At 71.7% G+C, this 26676-nt stretch carries 25 protein-coding genes; 2 read left to right on the forward strand and 23 right to left on the reverse strand.

Annotated elements, in window-relative coordinates; all coding sequences use genetic code 11:
* The first annotated feature begins 207 nt into the window (after positions 1 to 207).
* Positions 208 to 696, forward strand: coding sequence for a transcriptional regulator (locus ACFYPM_RS11945; RefSeq protein ID WP_007458348.1), 489 nt, complete (start codon positions 208 to 210; stop codon positions 694 to 696).
* A 76-nt stretch (positions 697 to 772) separates the two neighbouring features.
* Here the strand turns inward: ACFYPM_RS11945 and nusB are convergent, their stop codons facing one another.
* The 5 genes from nusB to ACFYPM_RS11970 all read right to left on the reverse strand — a co-directional run bounded on the left by nusB (position 773) and on the right by ACFYPM_RS11970 (position 4692).
* Positions 773 to 1183, reverse strand: a complete 411-nt coding sequence (gene nusB, locus ACFYPM_RS11950) for a transcription antitermination factor NusB (RefSeq protein WP_184188983.1) — start codon at positions 1181 to 1183, stop codon at positions 773 to 775.
* Positions 1184 to 1206: 23 nt separating this feature from the next.
* Positions 1207 to 1764: an elongation factor P gene (gene efp, locus ACFYPM_RS11955; protein ID WP_387194536.1), complete on the reverse strand. Its 558-nt coding sequence runs from the start codon at positions 1762 to 1764 to the stop codon at positions 1207 to 1209.
* Positions 1765 to 2175: 411 nt separating this feature from the next.
* Entirely contained in the window at positions 2176 to 2607 is a 432-nt protein-coding gene (gene aroQ / locus ACFYPM_RS11960) for a type II 3-dehydroquinate dehydratase (protein WP_387194539.1), read from the reverse strand.
* Complete coding sequence (aroB, locus tag ACFYPM_RS11965; RefSeq protein ID WP_387194542.1) at positions 2604 to 3683, reverse strand: 3-dehydroquinate synthase; 1080 nt, start codon at positions 3681 to 3683, stop codon at positions 2604 to 2606. The genes aroQ and aroB overlap by 4 nt, the downstream gene beginning before the upstream one ends.
* Before the next feature lie 10 nt (positions 3684 to 3693).
* Positions 3694 to 4692, reverse strand: coding sequence for a helix-turn-helix transcriptional regulator (locus tag ACFYPM_RS11970; protein ID WP_387194545.1), 999 nt, complete (start codon positions 4690 to 4692; stop codon positions 3694 to 3696).
* 79 nt (positions 4693 to 4771) lie between these two features.
* Between ACFYPM_RS11970 and ACFYPM_RS11975 the strand changes: the two genes are divergently transcribed.
* A complete protein-coding gene (locus tag ACFYPM_RS11975) occupies positions 4772 to 5500 on the forward strand; it encodes an alpha/beta fold hydrolase (RefSeq protein ID WP_387194548.1) in 729 nt (242 codons plus the stop codon).
* A 111-nt stretch (positions 5501 to 5611) separates the two neighbouring features.
* Here ACFYPM_RS11975 and ACFYPM_RS11980 read toward each other — a convergent pair whose 3' ends face one another.
* From ACFYPM_RS11980 to ACFYPM_RS12065, 18 genes are all read right to left on the reverse strand, one after another.
* On the reverse strand, positions 5612 to 6115 hold the full coding sequence (locus ACFYPM_RS11980) for a shikimate kinase (protein ID WP_387194550.1): 504 nt from the start codon (positions 6113 to 6115) through the stop codon (positions 5612 to 5614).
* Positions 6115 to 7293, reverse strand: a complete 1179-nt coding sequence (gene aroC / locus ACFYPM_RS11985; RefSeq protein WP_387194553.1) for a chorismate synthase — start codon at positions 7291 to 7293, stop codon at positions 6115 to 6117. Before aroC ends, ACFYPM_RS11980 begins: the two co-directional genes overlap by 1 nt.
* Positions 7294 to 7394: 101 nt before the next feature.
* Positions 7395 to 8318 (reverse strand): glycosyltransferase family 2 protein, encoded by a 924-nt coding sequence (locus ACFYPM_RS11990; RefSeq protein WP_387194556.1) that lies wholly within the window; start codon positions 8316 to 8318, stop codon positions 7395 to 7397.
* The gene (locus ACFYPM_RS11995; protein ID WP_387194558.1) at positions 8315 to 8986 is read right to left on the reverse strand and encodes a glycosyltransferase; all 672 of its coding nucleotides are present in this window, start codon (positions 8984 to 8986) and stop codon (positions 8315 to 8317) included. Before ACFYPM_RS11995 ends, ACFYPM_RS11990 begins: the two co-directional genes overlap by 4 nt.
* Positions 8983 to 9462 (reverse strand): UDP-N-acetylglucosamine--LPS N-acetylglucosamine transferase, encoded by a 480-nt coding sequence (locus ACFYPM_RS12000; protein ID WP_357254811.1) that lies wholly within the window; start codon positions 9460 to 9462, stop codon positions 8983 to 8985. The genes ACFYPM_RS11995 and ACFYPM_RS12000 overlap by 4 nt, the downstream gene beginning before the upstream one ends.
* A gap of 213 nt (positions 9463 to 9675) precedes the next feature.
* Positions 9676 to 10938, reverse strand: a complete 1263-nt coding sequence (locus ACFYPM_RS12005) for a hypothetical protein (RefSeq protein WP_387194561.1) — start codon at positions 10936 to 10938, stop codon at positions 9676 to 9678.
* Entirely contained in the window at positions 10935 to 11837 is a 903-nt protein-coding gene (locus ACFYPM_RS12010; RefSeq protein WP_387195416.1) for a sulfotransferase domain-containing protein, read from the reverse strand. Before ACFYPM_RS12010 ends, ACFYPM_RS12005 begins: the two co-directional genes overlap by 4 nt.
* An 8-nt stretch (positions 11838 to 11845) precedes the next feature.
* Positions 11846 to 13474 carry a lipopolysaccharide biosynthesis protein gene (locus tag ACFYPM_RS12015; RefSeq protein WP_387194564.1) on the reverse strand — a complete coding sequence of 543 codons (1629 nt, stop codon included), beginning with the start codon at positions 13472 to 13474 and terminating at the stop codon, positions 11846 to 11848.
* The gene (locus ACFYPM_RS12020) at positions 13471 to 14724 is read right to left on the reverse strand and encodes an O-antigen ligase family protein (protein WP_387195420.1); all 1254 of its coding nucleotides are present in this window, start codon (positions 14722 to 14724) and stop codon (positions 13471 to 13473) included. The genes ACFYPM_RS12015 and ACFYPM_RS12020 overlap by 4 nt, the downstream gene beginning before the upstream one ends.
* A gap of 119 nt (positions 14725 to 14843) precedes the next feature.
* Entirely contained in the window at positions 14844 to 16433 is a 1590-nt protein-coding gene (locus ACFYPM_RS12025; protein ID WP_387194567.1) for a lipopolysaccharide biosynthesis protein, read from the reverse strand.
* The gene (locus tag ACFYPM_RS12030) at positions 16426 to 16992 is read right to left on the reverse strand and encodes an acyltransferase (RefSeq protein WP_387194570.1); all 567 of its coding nucleotides are present in this window, start codon (positions 16990 to 16992) and stop codon (positions 16426 to 16428) included. The genes ACFYPM_RS12025 and ACFYPM_RS12030 overlap by 8 nt, the downstream gene beginning before the upstream one ends.
* 78 nt (positions 16993 to 17070) lie before the next feature.
* A complete protein-coding gene (locus ACFYPM_RS12035; RefSeq protein WP_387194573.1) occupies positions 17071 to 19008 on the reverse strand; it encodes a hypothetical protein in 1938 nt (645 codons plus the stop codon).
* 223 nt (positions 19009 to 19231) lie between these two features.
* Entirely contained in the window at positions 19232 to 20944 is a 1713-nt protein-coding gene (locus ACFYPM_RS12040) for a glycosyl hydrolase (protein WP_387194576.1), read from the reverse strand.
* 101 nt (positions 20945 to 21045) lie between these two features.
* Positions 21046 to 21858 carry a shikimate dehydrogenase gene (locus ACFYPM_RS12045; protein WP_387195423.1) on the reverse strand — a complete coding sequence of 271 codons (813 nt, stop codon included), beginning with the start codon at positions 21856 to 21858 and terminating at the stop codon, positions 21046 to 21048.
* Positions 21859 to 21952: 94 nt separating this feature from the next.
* Positions 21953 to 23161, reverse strand: a complete 1209-nt coding sequence (gene mltG, locus ACFYPM_RS12050; protein WP_387194579.1) for an endolytic transglycosylase MltG — start codon at positions 23159 to 23161, stop codon at positions 21953 to 21955.
* Positions 23161 to 23619, reverse strand: coding sequence for a Holliday junction resolvase RuvX (ruvX, locus tag ACFYPM_RS12055; protein ID WP_238671622.1), 459 nt, complete (start codon positions 23617 to 23619; stop codon positions 23161 to 23163). The genes mltG and ruvX overlap by 1 nt, the downstream gene beginning before the upstream one ends.
* 72 nt (positions 23620 to 23691) lie before the next feature.
* Positions 23692 to 26370, reverse strand: coding sequence for an alanine--tRNA ligase (alaS, locus tag ACFYPM_RS12060; protein WP_387194582.1), 2679 nt, complete (start codon positions 26368 to 26370; stop codon positions 23692 to 23694).
* Entirely contained in the window at positions 26367 to 26672 is a 306-nt protein-coding gene (locus tag ACFYPM_RS12065) for a hypothetical protein (protein WP_387194585.1), read from the reverse strand. Before ACFYPM_RS12065 ends, alaS begins: the two co-directional genes overlap by 4 nt.
* Between the last annotated feature and the right edge of the window lie 4 nt (positions 26673 to 26676).

Genomic DNA, 26676 nt, shown 5'->3' on the forward strand with positions numbered 1-26676 from the left:
CCGGGGCTTCGCGCCACGTTACCAGTGGTCACCGGGCCGATGGACGGCGGCCGCTGATCACCGGGTCAGGACCAGGAATCGGGGACAACTTCCCGGACGCTCCTCAACGGTCGGGGCACGACCACTTGACCAGGTGTCGCATTCCCCGTACCGTCACGCTCCGTAGCGATCGACGGGAGAACCCCGAGCAGCACTGGGAGTGTCCGAATGCCCTCTGAATACGCCAAGTCTCTGGGCGCCCGCCTGCGCTCCATCCGCCAGCAGCAGGGTCTGTCCCTGCAGGGTGTGGAGGAGAAGTCGAATGGGCGGTGGAAGGCCGTGGTGGTCGGCTCGTACGAGCGCGGCGACCGGGCCGTGACCGTGTCCCGTCTGGCCGAGTTGGCCGAGTTCTACCGTGTCCCCGTCTCGGAGCTGCTGCCTGACGGCAGTGGTGTCCGGCACGAGCCCACCAGCAAGATCGTCCTGGACCTGGAGCGGCTCTACGACGAGGCCTCCGAGGACCTGGCCTACGTCGCCCGCTACGCCCGCGCCATCCAGCAGCAGCGTGGTGACTACAACGGCCGGGTGCTCTCGATCCGCGCCGACGACCTGCGGGCCCTCGCGATCGTCTACGACGCCTCACCGTCGGGTCTGATCGAGCGGCTCACCGAGCACGGTGTGCTGGTGGCCGACCCGCGGGCGTTCTTCGCCTCCTGAGCTGTCGCTGTACCGAAAGGGGCCCGTGCCATCTGGCACGGGCCCCTTCCGGTAACGGCGTTCGGTGCTGCGACGCTCAGCGGGTGGCGTACTCGGCGATCCGGCCGAGCACCCCGTTGAGGAAGCGCGGCGAATCATCGGTCGACATCTGCCGGGCCAGCTCCACAGCCTCACTGATCGCGACCGCGTCGTCGATCTCGTCGACGTAGAGCAACTCGTAGACGGCGATCCGGGCCAGATTCCGGTCGACGACCGGCATCCGCTCCAACGTCCAACCCTCGGCATAGCTGGCGATCAGCTCGTCGATCCGGTTGAGGTGCTCGGCAACACCCTCGACCAGGCCCACCGCGTAGCCGAGGTGCTCCGGTCGGGGCTGCTCGATCCGCTGCACGTAGCCGGCCAGCACCTCCACCGGAGGCTTGTCCCGCAGGTCGGCCTCGTAGAGGACATCCAGCGCCCGCTTGCGCGCCTTGCGGCGTGCCGGCATCTGCTGCTTGGAACCCTCAGCCATCAGGCGCGGCCGAGGTAACGGCCGTCGCGGGTGTCGACCTTGATCTTCTCACCGGTGGTGATGAACAGCGGCACCGGCACGGTGGCGCCGGTCTCCACGGTCGCCGGCTTGGTGCCGCCGGTCGAGCGGTCACCCTGCAGGCCCGGCTCGGTATAGGTGACCTCCAGCACGACGCTTGTGGGCAGCTCGATGTAGAGCGGCACACCCTCGTGCTGGGCGACGGTCGCCTCCGCCTCGGGCAGCAGGTAGTTGGCTGCCTCGCCAACGGTGACGCCGAGCACGGTGATCTGGTCGAACGTCTCCAGATCCATGAACACGAAGTCCTCACCGTCGGCGTACAGGTATTGCATCGTGCGCTTGTCAACGGTCGCGGTTTCGACCTTGGTGCCCGCGTTGAAGGTCTTGTCGACCACCTTCCCGGACAGCACGTTCTTCAGCGTGGTGCGCACGAAGGCACCACCCTTACCGGGCTTGACGTGCTGGAACTCGACGACAGCCCAGAGCTCGCCGTCCAGGTTGAGTACCAGGCCGTTTTTGAGGTCGTTGGTGGAGGCCATTTCCTGCCTTGATCATCAATTGGCGGACAGACCTTACGAGTCTACTAGCTGCGCCGAGACCCGCTGACCACCCTACGCGGGCGGGGGCCGACCAACGGGCATCGACGCCCACAACGGTGACGGAGCGTGACCCTCGCGCCGGCAGCCGTTCCCCTCGTCGAACCCTTTGCTCTGCTTCAACCCCCGCACCGGTCACCCACCGTGCCGGCCAGACCGTCGCCCTCGGTACGACACAACTCACAAAACCGCAGCTCACCGCACTGTTGCGCCAGTTGAAGCAGAGCAAAGGATCTGAGCAGGTACGCACACCCGGCACCGGACGCGGCGCACCAGGTGACGCTCGGCGACGCCGATAACGCTCACTATCGGTAATTTGTCGCAGCCGGTGGGAAATGGGCGGGAAACCGGTGGTCAGGCGCCTCGGCCGGCCAGGTGGTACAGAGCGAGGCGATAGCCGTCGATGCCGAGGCCGCAGATCACCCCGGTCGCCACCGCGGACACCACCGAGTGGTGCCGGAACTCCTCGCGGGCGTGGATGTTGGACAGGTGCACCTCCACCAACGGCCCCCGCAGCATCGCGCACGCGTCCCGAACTGCGTACGAGTAGTGCGACCAGGCAGCCGGGTTGAGCACCACCGCGGCAGCCTCGTCGGCGGCGGTGTGCAGCCAGCCGAGCAGCTCGTGCTCGGCGTCGGTCTGCCGGACCGTCACGTCCAATCCCAACTCCCGGCCGGTGGCCTCGCAGAGCGCCACCAGATCGGCGTAGGTGGTCTTGCCGTACACCTGGGGCTCCCGGGTGCCCAGCCGGCCCAGGTTCGGCCCGTTGAGGACGTACACCTTCACCGGCTGGCCACCTCCTGGTAGGCGGCCTCCAGCAGCGCGTCGTCCGGGCCCTCCAACATCGCCGGACGGGCGAGCCCGTCCAGCACCACGAAACGCAGCCGGCTGCCCCGGGCCTTCTTGTCCACCCGCATCGCGGCCAGCAACCGCGGCCAGGCGTCGGCCGGGTAACTCACCGGCAGGCCCAGCGCGCTCAACGTGGCCCGGTGCCGGTCGGCGGTCGGCGCGTCGAGCCGGCCGGCAAGCCGGGCCAGCGCGGCCGCATAGACCAGGCCGACGGCGACGGCGTGCCCGTGCCGCCAGCGGTAGCCCTCGTTCTGCTCGATCGCGTGGGCCAGGGTGTGACCGTAGTTGAGCACCTCCCGCACGCCCGACTCGCGCAGGTCACCGGCGACCACGTCGGCCTTGACCCGGATCGCCCGCTCGATCAGCTCCCGCGTCACCGGCCCGCGCGCGTCGGTGGCCGCCTCCGGGTCGCGCTCGATGAGATCCAGGATCGCCGGATCGGCGATGAACCCGCACTTGACCACCTCGGCGAGCCCGGCCGCCAGGTCGACCGCGGGCAGGCTGTCCAGGGTGGCCAGGTCGGCCAGCACACCGACCGGCGGGTGGAACGCGCCCACCAGGTTCTTGCCGGCAGCCGTGTTGATGCCCGTCTTGCCGCCCACCGCGGCGTCCACCATGCCCAGCAGCGAGGTCGCCACCGGCACCCAGCGCACCCCGCGCAACCAGCAGGCCGCGACGAAGCCGGCCAGGTCGGTCACCGCGCCGCCGCCCACCCCGACCACCGCGTCGGTACGGGTGAAGCCAGCCGCGCCGAGCCGGTCCCAGCAGGCGGCCGCCACGTCGATCTGCTTGCCCGACTCGGCGTCGGGCACCTCGATCGGCAGTGGCTCGACGCCGGCGGCGCGCAGCCGCTCGCCGAGCGCGTCCGCCAGGGCCTTGAGCGGGGGCGCGTGCAGCACCGCCGCCCGACTCGCGCCGGGCAGCAGGCCCGGCAACGCGCCCAGCAGGTCACGCCCCACCAACACGTCGTACGGTCGCTCGCCGCCGACCGGAATCCGGGTCACCTCGTTCATCGCCGGCAGCCTAGTCCAGCGGGCGGCGCGGTGACGGCATCTGCCCACCTGCTGGCCGGGTCGCCCAGGCGGCGAGCAGGCGGGCGTGCTCGGCCACCGCGGCGCGCAGCGCCTCCGGGTGCCGCACCGTGAACGGGCAGCCCAGACCGGCGAGCAGCGCGGCCATACCGGGCAGGCTCTCCGCCCGGGCCCGCAGCAGCACCCCCTCGGCGGTGCCGGTCAGCTCGGCCACGCTGGGCGGGATGCGACGACGCGCCGCGTCCACATCGGTCTCCAACAGCACCTCGACCTCGTGCGAGTAGGGCACGCCGGCCAGCGACCTGGTCACCCGGGCCACCGGGTCGAAACCGTCCGGCACGGTGAACGTCGCCGCCGTGGGGGTCGCGGTGCCGATCCGGTCCAGCCGGAAGGTGCGGACCTCCCCGCGCCGGTGGTCGTGGCCGGTGACATACCAGCGGCCGGCGTGGAAGACCAGCCCGTACGGGTCGAGCTCACGGCGCGACTGCTCGCCCCGCCAGGAGCGGTAGTCCAGCATCACCCGCTGCCGGTGCCGGGCGGCGGCGGCCAGGGTGAGCAGGGTGCCCGACGCCGGCCCCCGCTCCGGCTCCGTGCGCCGCAGGGTGAAACCGAGGTGTTCCTGCACGGCGGTCAGTCGGTCGGCCAGCGGCACCGGCAACACTCGGCGGATCTTGGCCAGCGCGGTGGCGGTACCCGGCAGCTCGGTGGCCAGCCCGACCCGTTCGGCGACGACAAGGCCGAGCAGCACCGCCAGCGCCTCGTCGTCGGTGAGCATCAGTGGCGGCAGCTTGTAGCCGGAACGCAGCCGGTAGCCGCCGTAGCGGCCCCGGTCGGCGATGACGGGGATGCCCAACTCGACAAGGGTGGCGGCGTACCGGCGCACGGTCCGCTCGTCCACGCCGAGCAGGCCGGCGAGCTCGACAGCCGTCGACCGGTGCCGCGTCTGCAGCAGTTCGAGCAGGGCCAGCACACGACCGGCGGGATGTGACACAGACCACTCCATTAAACCGGGCGGATTCTGTCCGGATTCGATCGTACGGTCTGTCGGTAGCCGAGAGAAGGAGCGACAGATGGCGACGTACGTGCTGGTGCCGGGGTTCTGGTTGGGCGCCTGGGCGTGGCGGGAGGTGACCTCGGCGCTGCGCGCGCAGGGGCACGAGGTCCACCCGATGACACTGACCGGGGTGGCCGAACGCCACCATCTCGCCGGTCCGGAGATCGGCCTGGAGACGCACACCACCGACATCGTCCGACTGATCGAGGTTGAGGATCTGCGCGACGTGCTGCTGGTCGGCCACTCGGGCGGCGGGATGCCGGTCGCCCAGGCGGCGGACCGCATTCCGGACCGGATCGCCCGGGTGATCTACGTGGAGAGTGGGCCGTTGCCGGACGGCGTCGCGCAGTTCGACACGGTGCCACCGGAGGAGCAGCAGCGGCTGCGCGCGGCGATCGGCACCGGCCACCTGCTGCCGCCGCCGGCGTGGGACCCGGCCGCCGACCCCACCAACCTGGCCGGCCTGGACGAGCCGACGCTGGCCCTGCTGCGTGCCCGGGCCACCCCGCAGCCGCTGGCCGCCGCCACTGACGCGGTACGCCGTACCGGTGGGCGTCCGGTGCCGACCGCGCTGGTCGCCAGCACCTTCCCGCTCAGTGTGGTGCGGCAGATGATCGACGAAAGGCACCCGTTCTTCACCGGGCTGGCCGACGGTCAGCTGTTCGAACTGCCCACCGGGCACTGGCCGATGCTCAGCGAGCCGAAGGCCCTGGCTGAGTTGCTCGACACCGCCGCCCGAGCCTGAAGCCCTCTACCCCGCGCCGATCTTGCACTTACTGTCGCCGATGCGTCCTGATTTGCCACTCTTGTCGCGACACAAAGTGCAAGATCGGCGCGGGGCGGGGCGGGGCGGGGGTTAGCGGGGGAGTACTGCCGCTACCTCGGCTACTACCTGGGCTGGGGCCTTGCCGTCGGTGACCACCGTCTCGGTCGCCACCTCGGCGTAGAGCGGCCGGCGCTGGTCCAGCAGGTGCTTGAGCGTGGCCCTGGGGTTGATCGCCAGCAGCGGCCGGCCGGCGCCGAGCCCGACGCGCTTCACCGCGTCCGGCAACTCGACCGAGAGATGGACCACCCGGTGCCCGATCAGGGCGGCCCGGGTCTCCTCGGCCAGCACCGCGCCGCCGCCGAGGGCGAGCACTCCGGTGCCGGAGGCCAGCGCCGCGGCCACCGCGGCCCGCTCCAGGGTACGGAAGTGGGCCTCACCCTCGTCGATGAAGATCTCCGGGATCGGCTTACCGGCCAACTGCTCGATGTCGATGTCGGTGTCGCGGAACTCCAGACCGAGGGAGCCGGCGAGCGCCCGACCGACGGTGGTCTTGCCACAGCCGGGCGCGCCGACCAGCACGACGACCGGTGCCATCAGCGGATCACCAGGGCGTCGAGGTAGCTGGCCAGGTTGCGGCGGATCTCGGCGATCGAATCGCCGCCGAACTTCTCGGTGGCCGCCTCGGCGAGCACCAGCGCCACCATCGCCTCGGCGACCACCGCCGCGGCGGGCACCGCGCAGACGTCGGAACGCTGGTTGATCGCGGTGGCCGGCTCGCCGGTGGTGATGTCCACTGTCGCCAGCGCCCGGTTCAGCGAGGAGATCGGCTTCATCGCGGCACGGACCCGCAGTGGCTCACCTGTGGTGATGCCCCCCTCCAGCCCGCCGGCCCGGTCGGTGACCCGGCGGACACCGGTCGCCGACGGGATGATCTCGTCGTGTGCCTCCGAGCCCCGGGACCGGGCCTGCTGCCAACCGTCGCCGATCTCCACGCCCTTGATCGCCTGGATGGACATCAGCGCGGTGGCCAGTCGGGCGTCGAGTTTGCGGTCCCACTGCACGTGACTGCCCAGACCCGGCGGCACCCCGTACGCCAGCACCTCGACCACGCCCCCGAGGGTGTCGGCGGCCTTCTTCGCGGCATCGACCTCGGCGACCATCAGCGCGCTGGCCTCCGGGTCGAGGCAGCGCAGCGGGTCGGCGTCGATCCGGGCAGCGTCGGACGGCACGGGACGCAGCCCGGGCTTCGCGGCCACCGGACCCAACTCGATGACGTGCGAGACGATCTCGATGCCGAGCGCCTGCCGGATCAACGCCTTGGCGACCGTGCCGACGGCCACCCGGGCGGCGGTCTCCCGGGCGCTGGCGCGTTCCAGGATCGGCCGGGCGTCGGTGTGGCCGTACTTCTGCATGCCGGCCAGGTCGGCGTGGCCCGGCCGGGGACGGGTCAGCGGCGCGTTACGGGCCTGCCGGGCCAACTCGTCGGGGTCGACCGGATCGGCGGCCATCACGGTCTGCCACTTCGGCCACTCGGAGTTGCCCACCCGGATCGCCACCGGGCTGCCCAGGGTCACGCCGTGCCGCAGACCGCCGAGCAGCTCGACCTCGTCGCGCTCGAACGCCATCCGGGCACCACGGCCGTAGCCCAGCCGCCGACGGGCCAGCTCGTCGGCGATTTCGGAGGAGGTCACCTCGATGCCGGCCGGCACCCCCTCCATCATCGCGACGAGGGCGGGACCGTGCGATTCACCTGCAGTCAACCAGCGCAACACAGCGGCCAGTCTGTCACGGCGCGCCACCGACCCGGCACGCTGCCCGCCGTGTCCCGCCCTGCGGACACCGGTGCCCGGTCGACCGGGCACCGGTGTCCAGGTCAGATCCCCCGACCGCGCTTGTGCAGGGTGCGCAGGACCGCGTCGGCCCGGACCACCCGACCGGCGACGGCGAGGGCCAGGTAGGCGCGCGGCTCGCGGGGATTGCTCCGCAGGGTGCGCCGAGCCCACCGCAGCGCGCCCCGGCGGTTGCCGGCGGCGGCCTGGGCGAACGCGATCTGACCGGCCACCCGCGCCGCGCCGGCCGGTTGGCCGGCGAACTCGGGGTAACGCCGCAGCAGCCACTGCAACGCGTCGGAGATGGTGTCCCAGCGTTGCGAGAAGTACGAGCGCTTGTGCCACCGGACCAGCACCGAGGGCGTCCGCAGGTTGATCAGTGGCGCGCTGCGCGCCGCCCGCAGCAGGAACTCGTAGTCCTCTGCGTAGCTGCCCGGGATCTCCTCGTCGACCAGCCCGAACCCGTCGCGCAGCGCACTGGCGCGGATCAGGAAGGTCGACGGGTGCAGCTCCGTCAACCGGTCGCGTAGCAGGTCGTCCAGGCTGATCCGGTCCTTGTCCAGCACCCGGTCGACGGTGTGCCCGTCATAGCTGACCCGGATGCCGGAACAGACGAACTCGGCAGCCGGGTCGGCGGCCAGCGCGTCGACCTGCGGGGCCAACTTGCCGGGCAGCCACTCGTCGTCGTCGTCGCAGAACGCGACAAGCTCACCCGCGCCGGCGAGGGTGCCGCTGTTGCGGGCCCCGGCCAAGCCCGGAGTACGGGTGTTGCCGATCACCCGCACCGCACGGGTCGGGCCGCCGGCCAACTCGGTCAGCGACTCGTCCTGCGCGGACTGGTCGAACACGACCACGACCTCGATCGGCCCCTCGTACTCCTGCGCCAGGATCGCGCGCACCGCCGACCTCAGCAGCTCGGGGCGGTCCCGGGTGGGCACCACGACACTGACGCTGGGCTGGTGGGTCATCGGATCTCCTTCGCACCCGGGCGCGGCCGGGACCAGGCCCGCCACCGGAGTGGGCGCGGGGTCGAGCGGGCCACCAGGTCGTCGACGATCCGCCCGACCCGGGCGACCGCCGCCCGTTGCGCCTCGTGCGCCTGCGGGTCGGCCGCCACCGCGTACCGGGATGGGTCGGCCGACCCGTCGGTCAACGCGCCGTGCAGCGCCTCCCGGGTCTCGCAGAGCGCCACCAGGCCGGCGGCGCCGAGCCGGCGGGCGAACAGGAGCTGGTGGTCGTCGACGTGCTCACCGCGCGCCGGGTCGCGAGGCACCACGATGGGCAGGTGGCCGTGCCGGCGTGCCTCCAGGATGGTCGCGGGGCCACCGTGGCAGACCACCAGGTCGGCCTCGGCCATCGCCTGTTGCAGCGCGTCGTTGCCGAGGAACGGCGCGGCGCCGGGCAGGTGCGGAGCACGGGTGTGTCCGTGCTGCACCGTCAGGCTGACCTCGTCGGTGGCCTGCGCGTGCCACTGCGCCAGCCAGTCGACGAGCCGGTCGAAGGGGTGCTTGTCGGTGCCCACCGCGACCAGCAGCCGGAGCTGGCCGGTCGGGGTGTCACGCTGGCGCGGCGGCCGGGGCTCCTCGTCGGTCGAGGCGGGTTGCGATCGCCGGGCGGTGCCGGCCTCCCCCGTCACAGCAGCGTCCCGACGACTGTCGCCTCGGGATACTGCCGGCGCTGCTCGTCCCACTGCACGAGCATCGCGGACAGGAACGGCCGGCAGAGCCGTGCGGTCAACGTCGGGGTGTCGATCCGGTCGTACACCTCGATGTAGACGGTCGGGATGCGCCACAGCCGGGCCAGCACCACGAACGGCACCGCCACCCCGGCTCCGGTGGTGACCACCGCGGCGACCCGCCGGGCCCGCAGCACCCGCCAGGCCAGCAGCGCGTTGCGCAGCAGGTTCGGGATGTTGCGGGTGGTCGGGTGGTGCGCCGGCACCAGGTCCTCGCCGGTCAGCAGGGACACCGCCTCCGGGGTGTCGAAGGTGACCCAGCAGCGCCGCCACTGTTCGTACCAGGGCCGCAGGGCGAGTAGTTGGGCCAGATGGCCACCGCTGGAGCCGACCAGCAGAAGCACTGGCGCGGCATCGTCGTCGATCTTCGTGTCCACGCGACTCCCCACAAGTTCGCTTGGAATTTCAGTGCACGCCACGCAGAAGCAGATCACACGTTCTCCGGTCGTTGAATAGCGCGACCGGCCGAGACGTCGATCTCCACATCGGGCACCCGGGCGCGTCGAACGCCCGAGGTCCATCGATCGTTATCACCACCTGCCATTATGTCGTCACTCTGTGGCGCGCCTCGATGCCACGATTCCTCCGGATCAGCCGCTATGTCTTTTCTCGATGACGTCCAGAAGCGCGGGATGCAGCGCGGTGTTCCAGCCCGCGCCCGCGTCGGCCAGCCGCCAGGTCCGCAACCACATCTCCACCAGGTACGCGTCGGCGACCAACCGGCGCTGCGACGCGCCGAGACCGAGTCGCTCGCCGTGCCGGCCCAGGTACGCGTCGACGGCCGTCGCCGCGACAGCGGCCGACTCGCCCCGCAGCACCAGTGCCCGCTGGAACGCGTCGTGCGCCAGGTCGAACCCGAGGGGCACGTCCGCCCCGCTGTGCTCCCAGTCCCAGGCGACCAGCCGGCCGTCGTGCCGACCCAGGTTCCAGGGCACCCAGTCGCCGTGCCAGTGACCGAACTCGACGCTGGTGTCGCCGTGCCGACGAGCCAGCGCGGCGACCGCGGCGACCGCCCGCGCACCGGACTCCTCGGCCGCGGCAGCCCGGTCGGCCTGTCCGGCCAGACGGGTCAGGAAGGTCGAACCGGCCAGCGCCCGGGGTGGACCCGGCGGGCCGCCGCGTCGGGCGACCGCGAGCAGCGCCGCGATCCGGGGGGCGTCGTCGACCGGCACACCGCGTACCGTCGGTGGCAGCGGCTCGATCACCGCGACCACCTGGCCCGCCCACGTCGTCTCGGTGAGCAGCCTCGGCGGCGTCGGGTGGTCGGCGACGCCGGCCACCGCGGCCAACGCCCGCAGCGCCGCCGCCTCGGCGGTGACCAGCGCGCGGGTCGCGTCGTTCCAGCCGATCTTCGCGTAGCCGCGCGGACGACCGTCGGCGCTGAAGAGTTGCAGGGTGGGCTTGCCGTTCGGGTCGGGTGGGCGGACCCCGCACGCGGCCAGCAGCGGCGTGCCGCCCAGCTCGGCCGCGAGTCGCTCGGTCAGCAGCAGATCCGCGGCCACCGCCCCGGCGGGCACCGAGACGGTCAACGACGGGAAGGGCGCGAGCCCCACCGCACCGAACCGGGCCAGCCCGCCGAGCACCGCCCGCACTGCGCGCACCTTCGGTGGTCGCAGGGCGTTGTACGCCAGCAGTGACGCCGCCCCGGCCGCAGGCGCGCCCAACGGCACCAGGAACCGCGCCCGGGTGACCGACGGCACCACCGCGTACCGGGCCACCGTCCGGTGACCGGCCGGCGCGGACCCGCCCACGGTCAGGTTCACCCGCTCGTCCGGGAAGACCGCGCGGCTCACCCAGCCCAGACCGTCGACCCGGGCCCGCGGGTCGGTGGCCGGACGCACAGTCGTCGTCACGCCGACCGGTCCGCCCAGTCGAGGTCCAGCCCGAGCCGCTGGCGCAGCGCGTCGTTGTGCGGCCGGTAGTAGTCGGTCAACTCGGCGCGCACCGCGGGCTCCAGCGGCGCCGAGCGGCGGTCGTTGTAGACCTTGAAGTCCGGCAGGTCGTACGCCGGCAGCCCGAGGAAGTCGAGGGTGCGCCGGTAGGTCGCCCGGGAGTCACGGTAGAGGTCCTCACTGGGCAGGAAGAGGATCTGCTGCCTGTCGAAACGCTCCAACCACGGCTCCAGGTGCTCCAGGTAGCGCCCCCGCGCCCGGTACGTGTACCAGTCGTACGCCTCGCTGAACGACTCCGGCTCGGCGATCAGCCGCTCCCGCTCCCCCGCCGTCCGCTCCGGCTCGGCGGCCAGCGCGGCGGCGAAGTCCAGCGGCTCGATGCCGTGCGTGCGGCGCTCCTTCCAGTGCGAGTACGCCCGCTCCACCGGGTCCCGCAGGAGCACGATCAGTTTCACCTGCGGCAGCAGCGCGGCGACCCGCTGCGCGGCGAGCGGGTGGAACATGTACAGCGGCGCGGCCTCGCCGACCCGGACCGGCCCGCCGTGCCGCTTCGCCAGGGCGTCACGGTGGCGCTGGGTCGGGAAGTGCGAGCGGTACCACGCCTCGCCGCGCCCCCAGTGCTCCTCGAAGTAGTGCGCCGACTTGGTGTTCCACGCCGGGAAGAGGCGGGGCACCAGCGGGTGCTGGATGAGGTAGTTCCACAGGGAGGTGGTGCCGCCCCGTTTCGTGCCGATGATCAGGAAGTCCGGCAGGGGCCGCCGGTCACTCGTGCGGACCCCGTAGTCCACCAGGGACTCCTTCACCCGGCCTGTCACCTGGGTCGGGACCAACTGCTTGACCCGGTCACGGATGGACGCCACGACGGACCTCACCTGCCTCTCGTCGATGCCGGGCCGGGGCCGGCGGCCGTGGCCGCGGTCTCCCGTCCACGGACCTGCCTCATGATCTCCCGGACGCCGGCACGCACCCGGGGCAACGTCAACATGCCGACGCAGCCGGCCAGCAGCACACCCAGCGCCACCGCCAGGCCGGGCAGGCCGCGCCCGCCCACCAGCACACCGGCGCCGGCCGCCAGGCCCACCGCGGCGACCGTGGCCGCCGCGGCACGCACCGTCGCGCGGTCGAACAGCGGCTCCCGGACCACCGACCGGGCGAACCCGGCGGCGGTCAGATTCTCGGTGGCGATGCCCGCGGCCCAGGCCACCGCCGCTCCCGTGGCACCGTGCCGGGGGATCAGCCAGAGGCCCAGCGAGACGGTCACGGTCAACCCGGCCACGGTGGCCACCAGGTGCAGCCCGCTGCGCCCACCCATCAGCAGCAGGCTCTGCACGTTGCCCACCCCGGTGTTGACGAGCATCGCCAGCGCGAGCACGGTCATCGCCGGCACACCGGCGGTGAACTCCGGCCCGAACAACTGCAGGAAGGCCAACGCGAAGACCGCGAGCAGCAGGTACACCGGCCAGGAGAGCACCAGCCCCCAGATGGTCAACTGCCGGTGCACGGCCGCCGCCGCGGCCCGCTCACCGCGCCCGAGCAGCCGGGACAACTGCGGTGACACCGCCACCCGCAACCCCTGCATGGCGAGCTGGCCGGCCAGCACGTACCGGCCGACCGCGCCGAACACGCCGGCGTCCGTCGGCCCGGCCAGCACGGAGGTGAGCAGCACACCCACCCACATGCTGCCCGCGTCGATGGCCGCCGACGCGGCCCGGGGCAGCGCGAAGCGCCAGAACGTCGACCAGTCGTCGCCTGTCGGTCGCAGCGCCGCGCCCCGGCCCAGCCCGAGCGGGCCGGCCACGAGGATGAGGCAGACCAGCAGCGCCACCGCCGCCGGCACCAACCAGCCGGTCATGCCGGCGACCAGGCCACCGCCGGCCAGCGCGGCGGCGCCGACCAGCAGCGGCCGGGCGACCGGCAACAGCAGGAACTGAACCCCGACGTACGCCCGGATGGACCGCACGCAGCGCAACGCGGCCAGCAGGAGGGTCATCGCGACCACCACCGGCACCGCGGCGAACGTGATGGTGAGCAGCGCGTGGCCGCTCGTACCGGAGCCACCCAGCAGCCGGGGCGCGAGCGCGTCGGCGGCCAGCACGCCGATGCCGGCCACCAGGAGCCCGGCCAGCAGCGGCGGGATCAGCGCCACCGGAAGCACCCGGGCCGCGTCGCCGCGCACGCCGACGGTGCGCCGGGGCAGCGACCACATCAGGCCGGTCTCCGCCCCGAGCGTGCAGATCGCGGTGGCCACGGTGACCACCCCGATCGCCGCGAAGAACGCGCCCGCGCCGGCCGTGCCGTACGACCGGGTGATCACCACGGCCAGCACGAAGCCGAACAGGCCGCTGGTGGCCGCGCCGAGCAGCCCGGCCACGCCGCTGCGCGCGCTACGTCGGGTCTCGGTCGAGCCCGCGTCGGCGACCACGGCCGGGTCGTGGGCGCCGGCGGGCACCGGCGTCCGGTGCTCCGGGCCGGTCGGCGGTCGGGTCGCGGCGGTCACGCCGGCACCACCGCGGCCGGCGCGGCGGGCTGCGACCACCCGGGCGCCCGGGGCGACCCGGTCCACCGTTCCCGTTCGGTGAGCGCCATCGCGAAGCCGACCGCGAAGAACGCGACAGCCAGATTCTGGTTCGCCATGCCGTAGAACGGGACCTGCACCAGGCAGACCACCGGCACCACCGACAGCCACTGCCCGGCCGCCGACGTCGCCCGCGCGCAGATCACCGCGGCGGCGACGAACCAGGCGAGGAAACAGACGAGCGCGGGTACGCCGTGACTGAACAGCACCATCCAGAGCTGCCCCTGGGTGCCGATCGGCGCGTCCGCCGAGACGGTGTCGACGTTCACCGGCGCGCCGTAGCCCAGCCACGGTGACTCCTGCACCCGGCGGATCACCTCGGTGTAGAGCGAGAGCCGGTCGGTGTTGGTGTCGCTGGAATCGACCCGGTTGCTGATCAACTCGGTGACCGGGATGAACAGTGTGGCCAACGCGCCGATCACCACCACGCCCACGATGGACGCGGCCACCCGGATGTTGCCGCGCAGGCTGGCCCGCACCCCGAGCACCGCGAGCCCGGCGCCGAGGCTGAGGAACATCGCCCGGTTGAGGGTGAGGAACGCCGGAGCGAGCGACAGCGGCAACGACGCGAGGAGCGCCCAGCGCAGGACACCCCGCCGATGCAGCATCGTGAAGGCCACCACGCAGGGCAACGTCATCGCGTACGCGCTGCCGTAGTTGTTCGTGTACGCGAACGGCGCGGCCGGTCGGTAGATCGGGTTGAGCGACCGGGTGCTGTATTCCGCGGTGGTCAGGTGCACCATGTCCTGGATGAACGGGGTGCGGGCCACCCCACCCGGCAGCAGCACCTCCATCGGGGTGGCCATGGCCAGCCGGGGCACCAGCACCCCGAGCCAGCCGAGCGCCACCAGCGCGAACCAGAACGCGCAGAGCGGGCTGAGCACCGCCACCAGGCTCGCGCGTTCCCGGGCGGCGACGTAGACGTAGACACCGACCACGAGCGCGGTCAGGTAGAACGCCAGGCGCAGGGCGAACGTCAGCAGCGAGGCGGGCGACGGCAGTTGGGTGGCGCTGACCACCACGATGGCGAGGAACAGCAACCAGATCCCGGCCGCCGGCGGCAGTGGCACCCGACCCCGGGTGAGCAGCAACGCGAACAGCAACCCACCCAGCAGCGGCCAGCCGAGGTAGAACGCACCGAACAGCCACCAAAGCGGCACCACGCCGAACATCAGCGCCAGGGGCCAGAGCGGCAGCCGGGGCGGCAGCGACGGCGGCGGCACCGGGGCGACGCCAGCGCTGACGCCTCCGGGCGGCGGATCGGTCGCCGGGGCACGGGTGACCGACACGCTCAGGCCCGGCCGTTACGGGTGAGCACGAAGCCCAGCGGGGTGACCCCGGCGGCGCGCAGCCGCTCCACCAGGCGTCGCAGGTCGCTCTGCCGGGTGCGGTCCCGCTCCACGACCACCACGGCGCTGCCCTGCCGGGCGACGGCGACGCCGCGCTCGTCGGACTCCGCGGGCGGGGCGTTGAACAGCACCAGGCCGTGGTCGGCGCCCTGTCGCCAGGTGCCGAACCGGACGCTGCCCACCCCGACGCTCACCTCGTCCGGGTCGACGACCCGACCGTTCTCCGGGCGGGCGGACGACACCCGAGGCAGCGTCAGCGTGGCGTCCGCGTCGGTGGACGGGCGGGCGCCGGGCGGATGCGGGGAGGGTCGGCGGGGAGTCGCGGCCTCGCCGGCGGGCGGCGGGCTGCCGGCCGGGCGGGGCTTCGGCACCAGCGGCCGGGACGGGTCGATGGGCAGCCGTCCCCGGTCGGCGAGCACCGTGGCGCGCAGCAGTTCGGTGCGCCCGCTGTCGTCGGCGACGAAGACGTCGCGGCCGTCCGCGGCGAGCGCCACCGCGAGCCCGGCGGTGAGCGCGGAGGCGTCCTCCCGGGCACTGACCAGCGCCACCCGCGCGGGTGGACGGACCCGCTCGGCGACCGCCATCGCCACGTACCGGACGTCGGCGTCGACAGCCCGAGGGCTGCCCCGGAACGCCGGCCGCCGCACGGTGCCGAGCAGCGGTAGGCCGGTGGCGTCCCGGCCGTCGGCGACCGAGCGGACCCGCCGGTCGGCCGACTCCCAGGCGTACGCGAGCACGATGCCGATGAGCGCCCCACCGAGCAGGCCGGCGACCAGGTAGAGCGGCCGGTGCCCGGCCGAGGCGACAAGCGACTTCTCGGCGGTCTGGGTCACCCAGCCGGGGTTGACGTCGACCGCGGCGATCTCGGTACGCGCGGAGTTGAGCTGGGTGAGCTGGTTGTTGATCCCGGCCAACTCCGCGACCACCGCGTTGCCGGCGGCGGGGTCCTTGGTGGTGCTGGCCCGTTTCTGCAGCGCGGCCTGCTGGGCGGCGACCTTGGTGATGCTGACGTCGTAGGAGCGCAGCATCTCGGCGCGCTGCTGCTCGTACATGGTGCGTCGCACGTCCAGGTAGGTCTGGGCGGCCAGGTTGGCGCCCTGCACCGCCCGCTGCGCCTCGCCCGCCTGGTAGCTGAAGCGCAGGATCTGCCCACCGGTGGGCACCTCGACCTCGAGCGCGCCGCGGATGTCGCGCGGGTGCCCGCCGGCCGCGTCGGCGAGCCGCCGCACCACCTCGGTGCCGGTGGCGATGCCGCTCTCCACGTTCATGTTGACCGCCCGGTCGGCACCCGCGCCGCTGGGGGTAAACGCGTCGGTCACCACCGGCCGGACCGCGACCACGGCGTTCGCGGTCAGCGCCGCCGGCACCAGCAGCACGTAGCCGAGCGCGGCGAGCAGACCGACCAGGGCCGCCGCGCCGACCAGCCGGAACCGGTGCATCGGCACCCGCAGCAGGTCGGTCAGTGTCACCGCGCCGGGGGTCGCGGTGGACGGGCCGTCCGTGGTCCAGGAGCCGGAAGTCGCATCAGTCATGGAACTTCTTCACCGTCTGTTGAGGATTGCCGACAACCACGACGCCGGGAGGGACGTCCGTGCGGACCACCGTCGCCGCGCCCACGACGCTGTCCCGGCCCACCCGGACGCCCTTCAACACCAGGGCGTGCGCGCCGACCCACACGTTGTCCTCGAGGACGATCGGGGCGCGGGTGGCCGGGCCGGGCGGGGCGTGCCGTTGCGCGGGCGGCAGGTTGTGGAAGTCGTTGTCGAGCAACTCGCAGTCCGACAGGAGGCACCGGTCCCCCACGGTGACCGATGTCCAGGTGCCGATCCAGGTGGCGTTGAGCAGACAGTCGGCGCCGACGCGTACCTCACCGGGACCTGCGAAGCGGACCAGCTTGTTGATCCGGGTGCGGTCCCCGATGGTCACTCGCACGCCTCGGCGCAGCCGGACCCGGCCCCGGATCTCCACGTCCCGGCCGAGCGTCAACCGCCGGTAGCGGAGCTGGTACCACACGCGTTTGACCGCGAAGATCAGACGCACCGCGCGTCTCGTACGGATGCCAGCGGCGCCGAGCAACGAGCCTCCCCACATCACGGGGCCGGTGGCGGTGTGCCCGCCACCGACCCAACGTGAACAATCTACCGACGCTCCGTTACGAACGGTTGACCATTACTGCACGGAGAAGAACGTCGAGGGGGTGGACCAGGACAACTCGGGCGTTGCGGCGCTGATCACGGTCGTCGTCGTGCCATCGACCGCCATGCTCGCCGCAGCCGTCGGGTCGAACGGCACACTGCGCAGGGCGCCGTCGGTGCCACCGTAGACGATCCGACCGCCCACCCAGGCCATGCCACGCACTCCGGACCAGGTCACACCGGTCGTCGGCAGGGCGAACTCGGTGGCGCCGAGATAGTTGCCGTCGATCTCGAAGTAGCGGTAGTAGAGATTGTTGGCCCCGGTGCGGGTGTAGTAGAGCCGGCCGTCGAGGAAGAAGGCGCCGGTCAGCAGCGCCGGGTTGTACCAGTCGTTGTAGCCGGACGCCTCCCACGGCGAGCCGATCGCGCCCCCGTTGAACAGCGAGACGTCGATCCGGCTCCCGGTAGGCGTGCCGGCCACCGTGTGCGACCAGTAGATCCGGTCGCCCACCCGCCACGTCGCGCCGGCCGCCGCGTAGGCGGGCTGGCTGACGGTGGTCGCGGTGCCCAGCGCGGTGCCGTCGAAGGGCACCTTCGCCAGCGTGCCCGGGGCGGTGTTCAGGTAGAGGTTGCCGGTGGTGGCCGACGGCGGGTTCATCGGGCTGAAGGTGCGCCCCCCGGCGAGCGGGAACATGCCGAGCCGGCCGTGGTACTCCTCGCCCATGCCGTCGGAGTTGTGCCCGAAGTAGAGGCCGTCCGATCCGCGCCAGAGCACCGGCACCGCCGAACCCCAACTGCTGGTGCCCGAGGGCATCGAGGCGCCGCCGCTGCGACGCGGATTCCAGTTCACCGGCATCCCGGTGGCCGGGGTGACGGCGGCGATACCGAGCCGGTCGACCGCGCCCGGGCCGGCGTTGTCGCTGGCGTTCGGGTTGTTCATCCAGCGGAAGTGCCCGCCCAGATAGATCACGTTGTCCGCCACCTCGACCGAGGTGATGGTGTCGTTGCCGGTGAAGTCGGCCCAGGTGGCGACCAGGCCGCTGCCCCGCGCTGCGGTCTCGAAGCGGACCAGCACGTCGCAGTACGCGGTCGGCCAGCCACCGCCACCGTTGCTGCCGACGACGAACCAGCTGCCGTCCTCGCCGAACTTCACGTCCTGCACGTAGTGCACGAAGGTCGTCGGCGAGGCGCAGGGCGAGGTGTACTTCTCGGTGCTCCAGTCGAGCAGCGCGGGCGTCGCGGAGACGTCCACGAGCGCGATCTGGTTGCGCGCCAGACCGTTGACGAGCGTGAAATTGCCGCCGACGACGAGCGTGTTGCCATCCGGCGCGACGTCGAGGGTCCAGACGTACGACGTGGTGCCGTGCCGTCCCACGGTCGCGTCGATGACGAAGCTCGGGTCGATCGCGCCGGTGGTCGCGTTGAGGCGGCCGACACCGACGTGTGCCGTGCCGTTGAGCCAGTTGAACGCGCCCGCCACGTACAGCCAGTTGCCGTGCAGCGCCAGGTCACGGACCGTGCCGCCGTCGGAGCGCCCGACCCAGCTGTCGACGATCGCGCCGGTGGCCGGATCGAGTGCGACCAGGTTCTTCCGGGAGACCCCGTTGACGTTCTTGAAGGAGCCGCCGGCGATCAGCGTGCCGCCGGGACCGGCGACAAGCGTGTTGACCGCGCCGTCGAGCACCGGCAGGAAGGTGGTGGACATGGTGCCGGTGAGCCGGTCGTACGCGAAGAGGTAGCGCTGGGTGACCCACGCGGCGCCGGCGGTCTGCCGCAGTTGGGTGAAGCTGCCGCCGACGAAGACCGTGTTGCCCACCTGCGCGAAGGCGCGGGTCTCACCGTCTCGGGCGTGCGGCGTCACATCGGCGGGATTGGCCGACACCAGGGTCGCCGTCTCGGGGACCGGCACCACCGCGGCCGACGCGGTGGTGGGTACGCCGAGAACCGCGGCGACGGTCGCCAACGCGACCATCCCCGCCCTGCTCCGACGTCGTCCTGCGAAACGCCACAAGTGCGAGAGTCTAGGCACGCTGCGCCTCCAAGGTGGATGAGAACCCGGCGGTAGCGTGCCTCGTCCAGCTTGGTCAATGAAATCCGCCGATTGGGCGGTGCATGAATCTGCTAGCCGACAGAACGCCGGAGGGTCGGATGCCCGACCTCCGTGCGCGGCGTCCTGTCACTGGCCGAAAGGGTCGTCAGCGGCTCCCTCCGGTGGGCTGCCGCAGGTACGGATCCTGTCCGGCCTTCGCGAAACCGGCCACCGCTGCGGCGTCGTGGTTCATCGTCATGTCGCAGGTCGCCGTGCGACTGGTCATGCCCGGCGAGTTGAAGTAGATGGCGGCCTTGATCTTCGGGTGCGCCTTCAGCGCGGCCGGGAAGTCCTGGAACCAGCGCTGCTTGGCGCCCAGGTCGGCGGAGTTGAAGTTGGTGCCGAACTCGGCGAGCATCCGGGGTTTGCCGGCGCCGATGCCGTTGGCGTCCAACCAGTCGTAGAAACCGCCCACCGTCGTGCTCGGGCTCTTCCACACCGTGCTGCCGTTGCAGACGTGGAAGTTGTACGGGTCGTAGGCCACCCAGTCGACGTACCGGTCACCGGGGTACAGGCCGGCGTACCGGGAGTGGTGCCCGGACCAGCCCATCATCGTCCACACCCAGACCGCGTTCGTCGCGCCGGCCTTGGCGAACCGCTCGTAGACGTAGCGCCAGGCGCGGACGAAGTCGGCGTCGCTGCCCTTGTTCGGCTCATCCTCCGGCTCGTGGTCGAAGCCCATGAAGACCGGTACGCCAGCCGCACGGATGCGACCCGCGACCGCGTCGATCGTCGCGTCCTGCCGGCCACTGTAGATCTCCGACCACTTCATCGTGGTGCCGGCGGAGAAGTCACGGGACTCCCAGGCGAAGAACATCAACCGGCCCTCGCGCATCTGCTGCGTCTCGTACGCGTCCGGGAAGGCGCCGTTGCTGCCGGCGTTCGAGAAGTCGTGGTAGCGGTGCACGATGTCGAACTTGCGCCCGACCTGTGACTCCACGTCGGTGACGGCCTTACCGTGGTCCCAGCCACCGGACGCCCCGGCCGGCGAGTACATGCCCCACCAGGCGCCGCAGGACGGGACGAGCTTGTCCGACACGGAACCACACCGGCCGTCCGGAAGGGTGCCGCTCGGGCTCGGCGTCGCGGTCCGGCTCGGCGCGATGGTGGCCGACGGCTTCGGCGCGGCGGTGGTCGGCGCGGCGCTCGGCGACGCGCTCGGCGGCGACGCGGGCCGGGTGGTCGTCACCGACGACGGCCGGGTGCCGATGTCGTAGCTGATCACCAGGCTGGGACGCAGGTCCGCGTTGCGGTTCTCGACCGACGCCCAGTAGACCCGGCTCTCCAGGCCCGTCTGGGCCAGGGCGACAGTCCAGGTGCCGTTACCGGTGACCAGCTTGGAGATGTCCCACTCGTTGAAGCCCTTGGCCACACCTGACACGCTGTCCAGCACGGCACCGGCCGTCGCCAGCGGCGGCCGCGACTCGCGGGCGCTCAGCGGTGAGGCGTGCGCCGTCACCGTGGCGGGAAACTGCTGCCAGGCGTGCATCCGCAGCGTCGCCCGGACGTTGACCGCGGCGGCCGGCACGGTGGTCACCGCGAACTCGATGACCGCCTCGCGGCCACCACGCGGATTGCCGTCGCAGCGCGTCGCGCAGGTCGCCAGCGTCGTCTTGGTCGCGTTGTCGCCGTCCTGCGACACCGCGGTCGCGGTGGTGTCGGCCACCGCCCGGATCGACAGGTCGTCGCTGGCCAACAGCGGCATCATGGTCGCCACGACGCCGGCCACCACCGATCCGCCGACCACGCCGATGGCGATCGCCTTGCGCCGGGGTGCGGAGCGGAACCGGGTGATGCGGTGCAGTCCGTGCCTGGTCAAGGAAACTCCCTGTGTCTGCGTCCGTAACGGTGAGCAGCGTATCCATGACCAGGACGCATCGCAGGAACGACAGTTTCCCGTAAGCGCGTCTTAACCGTCAGCTAAAGAAGGCCGCCTCTGGTCGCCCGTCGTACCGCCTCGCGCATCGCCGTGACCGGTGCGGCCACGCCGGTGAACTGCTCGAACTGCCCGACCGCCTGAGCCAGCAGAAGGTCCAGACCGGACACCACCCGCCGGCCGGCCGCGACGGCGGAGGCGGCCAGTGGCGTGGGCCACGGGTCGTAGAGCGCGTCGAGGAACACCGCCCCCGGCCGCCAGGCCACCGCGTCGGCCAACGGGTCGGCGGCGCCCTTCGGCACCGTGGAGACAACCACGTCGGCGGCGGCGAGATGCTGGTGCGCGGCGGCCCAGTCGGCGGGGATCAGCGCGACACCCAGGGCGTCCGCCACCGGCCGTAGCTCGTCGACCGCCGCCGCCCGACGGGCCACCACGGTGACCGGGGAGCAGGCCAACCGCGCGGCGGCGGCCAGCGCGGCGCGGGCCGTGCCACCGGCGCCGAGCACCGTCACGGCGGCGCCGGCGCCCACCCCGGCGTCGGTGAGCACCCGCACCATGCCGGCGACGTCGGTGTTGTCCGCGTACCAGGAGCCGTCGGGGCGGCGTACCAACGTGTTGGCCGCGCCGACGGCGACGGCGACCGGCGAGGCGGCGTCGGCCACGGCGAGCGCCGCCTCCTTGCCCGGCATGGTCACCGACAGGCCGGCCCACTCCGGGCCCAGGCCGGCGACCAGATCCGGCAGCTCCGCGGCCGCGCACTCGATCCGGGTGTACGTCCACCCGGTCAGCCCGGCCGCGGCGTAACCGGCGTTGTGGATCACCGGGGAGAGGGAGTGCGCGATCGGCTTGCCGAGCACCGCGGCCCTACGGGTCGACACGACCACCGCCGACTGCCATTGCCAAGGTCCGCACCACTGCCCCGCTCTCGCTCGTGTGTCGGAACGGATGCCGTCAGATGATGCCGGCTTCCCGGGCCTTGGCCTCGTTGCGCTTCTGCTCGTCGTATGTCTCGGCGAAGGCGGAGTGCCCCTGCTTGTCGATCGCCACGAAGTAGAGCCACTTGCCCGCCGGCGGGTCCATTGCACCCTCCAGGGCCTGCTTGCCGGGGCTGTTGATCGGGGTCGGGAGCATGCCCCGCAGCTTCCGGTTGTACGGGTTCTTCGGGTCGTCCATCTCGGCCGCCGTCATCTGCTTGGACGACTTGGTCGGCTTGCCGATCGACTCCAGGTAGTAGTTGACCGTGACGTCCATCTCCAGGCAGTTGCAGAAGAACTCGCCGTACACCCGGTTGTAGGCCACCCGGGCGACCTTGCCCAGGTCGTCGGCGTTGCCCGCCTCGGCCTGCGCCAGTGAGGCCACGATCAACGCCTCGTACGGGCTGACGCCGCCCCGTTCCTTCTGCACCGTGTCGGCGAACTTCATCTCACCGGTCACGGAGAGGAAGCGATTCACCATCAGCTTCAGAATGCTCTGCGCGGTGGACTTGGGCGGGATCTCGTACGTGTCCGGGTAGAGGAAACCCTCGACGGACTTGGTGACCTTCCTGCTGTCGCTGCGGGTGAACCACCAGTCCGGAACGCCCAGCGCCGCCGGGTCCTTCGCGGCGGCCTGGAAGTCCTTCACCGGGATCTTGGTCTTCTCGCTGAGCAGCTTGTAGATGTTGAAGCTCGTGCGACCCTCGGGAATCGTCAACCCGTTGACGATCTTGTTCTTCAGGTCGAGCATCGCGGTGACGGCGCTCGTGCCGCTCATCTGCTTGCGCAGCGTGTACGTGCCCGGCTGGATGTTCTTGCTGCGCGAGTTGGCCTCGGCCGCCTCGATGAACGCCTTCTGGCTCTTCACCACGTCGGCCGCGACCAGGGCCTCGGCCATGTCGGCAATCAGCGCACCGTTCTTGATGTCGACGGTGACCTCACCGGACCCGGCGCCGTCGTAGTCGGGGGTGACGAAGTAGCTCTGGATGCGGTCGAAGCCGTAGAAAGCGCCGCCACCGATCGCGCCCAACAGGACCAGGGCCATCAGCAGAGCCAGGAACGTCTTGCCCCGGCCACCGCCGGACCCGCCCTTGCCCTTGCCCTTGCCGTTGCGGAAGCTGCGCCGGTGTCGGCCCTTCTCCCCCCGCTCGGCCTCGTCGAACCCCAGGTCCAGATCGTCGATCATTACGTCCGCCTCCGCTGCGCGTCCAGCCAGCTCTGCAGGATCTCCACTGCGGCCGCCTGATCGACAACCGCACGTTGACGTTTACCTCGGACGCCACGTTCGGCAAGCCTACGAGAGGCGACCACCGTCGACATCCTCTCGTCGGTGAGCGTTACCGGGACGGGCGCTATCACATCGACCAGTCGGTCAGCGTACGCCTTCACGTGGACAGCCGCCGGACCATGCTTGCCGGCGAGATTGACCGGAAGGCCGACGACAACGCCGACAGCCTCGTGCTCGGCCACCAACGCGGCCAACTCGGCGAGATCGCTGGGCACCGCGTCCGGCGCCGCCGTCAGATCACGGGCGAGCGTGACCAGCGGCGTTGCCAAGATTCCGTCCGGATCCGAGCGGGAGACGCCCACCCGCACCTGACCGACGTCCACCCCGATCCGCACACCGCGCGTCGACTCAGCCACCGACTGTCACCACCGACCGGGTACGAACCAGGGCGGACCGAATGGCCCGCCCTGACTCACAGTAATGAACTGTCACGCTTCGGTGATCGCCTTCTCGACGGTGAGCAGCAGGTTCGGCGCCTCAGCCGCCGGCAGTCCGCCACCCTGGGCCAGATCGGGGCTGCCACCGCCGCGCCCGGAGAACGCCGCCTTCACCAGATCCGACGCGGCCAGGCCCCGGCTGCGCGCGGTCGCGTTGACCGCCACCACCAGGGACGCCTTGCCGTTGGACCGGGCCGCCACCGCGACCACCGCCGGCCGCGCCGGGTCGATCTTGCCGCGGATCTCCTGGGCCAGGGTCCGCACGTCGTTGCCGGCCGCGCCCTCCGGTGCCTCGGTGCCCACGTACGCCACCCCGCGCACATCCTTGGCCTGCGCCGCAAGCGCCGACGCCCCGCCCAGCACCAACTGGGCGCGCAGCTTCTCCAGCTCCTTCTCGGCGTCCCGGAGCTGGGTGACGGTCTGCTCCACCCGGTCAGCGACCTGGTCGTTGGGCACCCGGTACAGCTCGGCCAACCGGGAGACCAGCAGGTGCTCCTTGGCCAGGAAGCCGAAGGCGTCCATGCCGACGAGCGCCTCGACCCGGCGAACGCCGGACCCGATCGACGACTCGGAGAGGATCTTCACGAGGCCGAGTTGGGCCGAGCGGGCCACGTGCGTGCCGCCGCACAACTCCCGGGCGTAGTCGCCCACCTCGACGACCCGCACCTCCTCGCCGTACTTCTCGCCGAAGAGCGCCATCGCGCCGATCCGCCGCGCCTCGTCCAGCGAGGTGATGAAGGCGTGCACCTCCAGGTCGGCCAGGAGCACCTCGTTGACCTGCTGCTCCACGTCCCGCAGGACGGTCGGCGACACCCCGGTCGGCGTGTTGAAGTCGAACCGGAGCCGACCGGGCGCGTTCAGCGACCCCGCCTGCGTGGCCGACTCACCGAGGAAGTTCCGCATGGTCTGGTGCACCAGGTGCGTCGCGGTGTGCGACCGGGAGATCGCCCGCCGCCGGGTCGTGTCGATCTCGGCGTACCCCGCCTCACCGGCGCGCACCTCACCCCGGATCACCCGGGCCCGGTGCACGATCAGGCCGGGCACCGGCTGCTGCACGTCGAGCACCTCGACCTGCCCGCCGCCGACGGTGATCATGCCCTGGTCGGGCTGCTGACCACCGCCCTCGGCGTAGAACGGGGTCGTGTCGAGCACCAGCTCGATGGTGTCGCCCTCGGTCGCCGCCTGCCGCGGCCCGTCGACGCCGAGCAGCGCCCGCACCGTGGACTCGCGGGCCACCTCGCTGTAACCCGTGAACGTCACCGGGCCACCCGAGTCGAGCACCGACCGGTACGCCGACAGGTCGGTGTGCCCGGTCTTGCGGGCCTGCGCGTCCGCCTTCGCCCGGGTGCGCTGGTCGGCCATCAGCCGGCGGAAGCCCTCGTCGTCCACCGCGAGGCCCTGCTCCGCGGCGATCTCCAGGGTCAGGTCGATCGGGAAGCCGTACGTGTCGTGCAACTGGAACGCCTTCGCCCCGGACAGCGCCGCGCCGCCCGCGGTGCGGGTCTCGGCGATCGCGGTGTCCAGGATCGTCGTGCCGGCACGCAGGGTGGACAGGAACGCCTCCTCCTCCGCGTACGCGTAGTCCGCGATCCGGTCGAAGTCGGTCGCCAGCTCCGGGTACGACGGGGACATGCAGTCCCGCGCCACCGGCAGCAACTCGGGCAGCGCCCGGTCCTGCCAGCCGAGCAGCCGGATCGACCGGATCGCCCGGCGCATGATCCGGCGCAGCACGTAGCCGCGACCCTCGTTGCTCGGGGTCACGCCGTCGCCGATCAGCATCAGCGCCGTGCGCACGTGGTCGGCGATCACCCGCAGCCGGACGTCGTCCGGGTGCGACTCGCTCGCCACATGCCCGGAGTGCGCGCCGTAGCGCTTACCTGTCAACTCCGCCGCCCGCGCCAGGATCGGCCGGACCTCGTCGATCTCGTACAGGTTGTCCACACCCTGCAGGATCGAGGCCATCCGCTCCAGGCCCATGCCGGTGTCGATGTTCTTCGCCGGCAGGTCACCCAGGATCGGGTAGTCCTCCTTGGTGGTGCCCGGCCCCCGCTCGAACTGCATGAAGACGAGGTTCCAGTACTCCATGTACCGGTCCTCGTCGACCGCCGGGCCGCCCTCACGGCCGTACTCCGGGCCCCGGTCGTAGAACAGCTCCGATGACGGACCACACGGCCCCGGAATGCCCATCGACCAGAAGTTGTCCGCCTTGCCCCGGCGGACGATCCGGTCGGCGGGCACCCCCACCGACCGCCAGATCTCGTACGCCTCGTCGTCGTCGAGGTAGATCGTCGGCCAGATCCGCTCCGGATCCAGCCCGTAACCACCCTCGGCGATCGGCTTCGTGGACAACTCCCAGGCCAGCGGGATCGCGCCGGCCTTGAAGTAGTCACCGAAGGAGAAGTTGCCGTTCATCTGGAAGAACGTGCCGTGTCGGCTGGTCTTGCCGACCTCGTCGATGTCCGGGGTCCGCAGGCACTTCTGCACGCTCACCGCCCGCTGGTACGCGGGCGTCTGCTGACCCAGGAAGTACGGCACGAACTGCACCATGCCGGCGTTGACGAACAGCAGGTTCGGGTCGCTGATGGCGGGCAGCGGAGCGGACGGCACCACGGTGTGGCCATTCGCCTCGAAGTGCGCGAGGTACCGCCGCTTGATCTCCGCCGTCTTCATCGCTGGTGTTCCTCCGGAAAGATATCCCGATCGCCGATCCGCGGGTCTTCCCGCAGGTCGGCGAACTTGTCGTCGAACGCCTCGCCCTGGGCGAACGCGTGGTGGATCTCCTGCTCGCGTTCGGCCATTCCGACCCGGACGTCCTCCACGAAACTACGCAGCGACTCGACGAGCCCGCCAGCGGATTCCGTCAGTGAGCTGGCGATGCCCGCCGGCGTGTACGCCTGCGCGGTCCGGGTCGCCTTGCGGACCACGATCACCCCGACGGCCACGCCGATGCCGAGCCAGAACAAGCGCCTCATGTCC

The sequence above is a fragment of the Micromonospora sp. NPDC005203 genome, from assembly GCF_042872705.1.
GTDB lineage: Bacteria > Actinomycetota > Actinomycetes > Mycobacteriales > Micromonosporaceae > Micromonospora.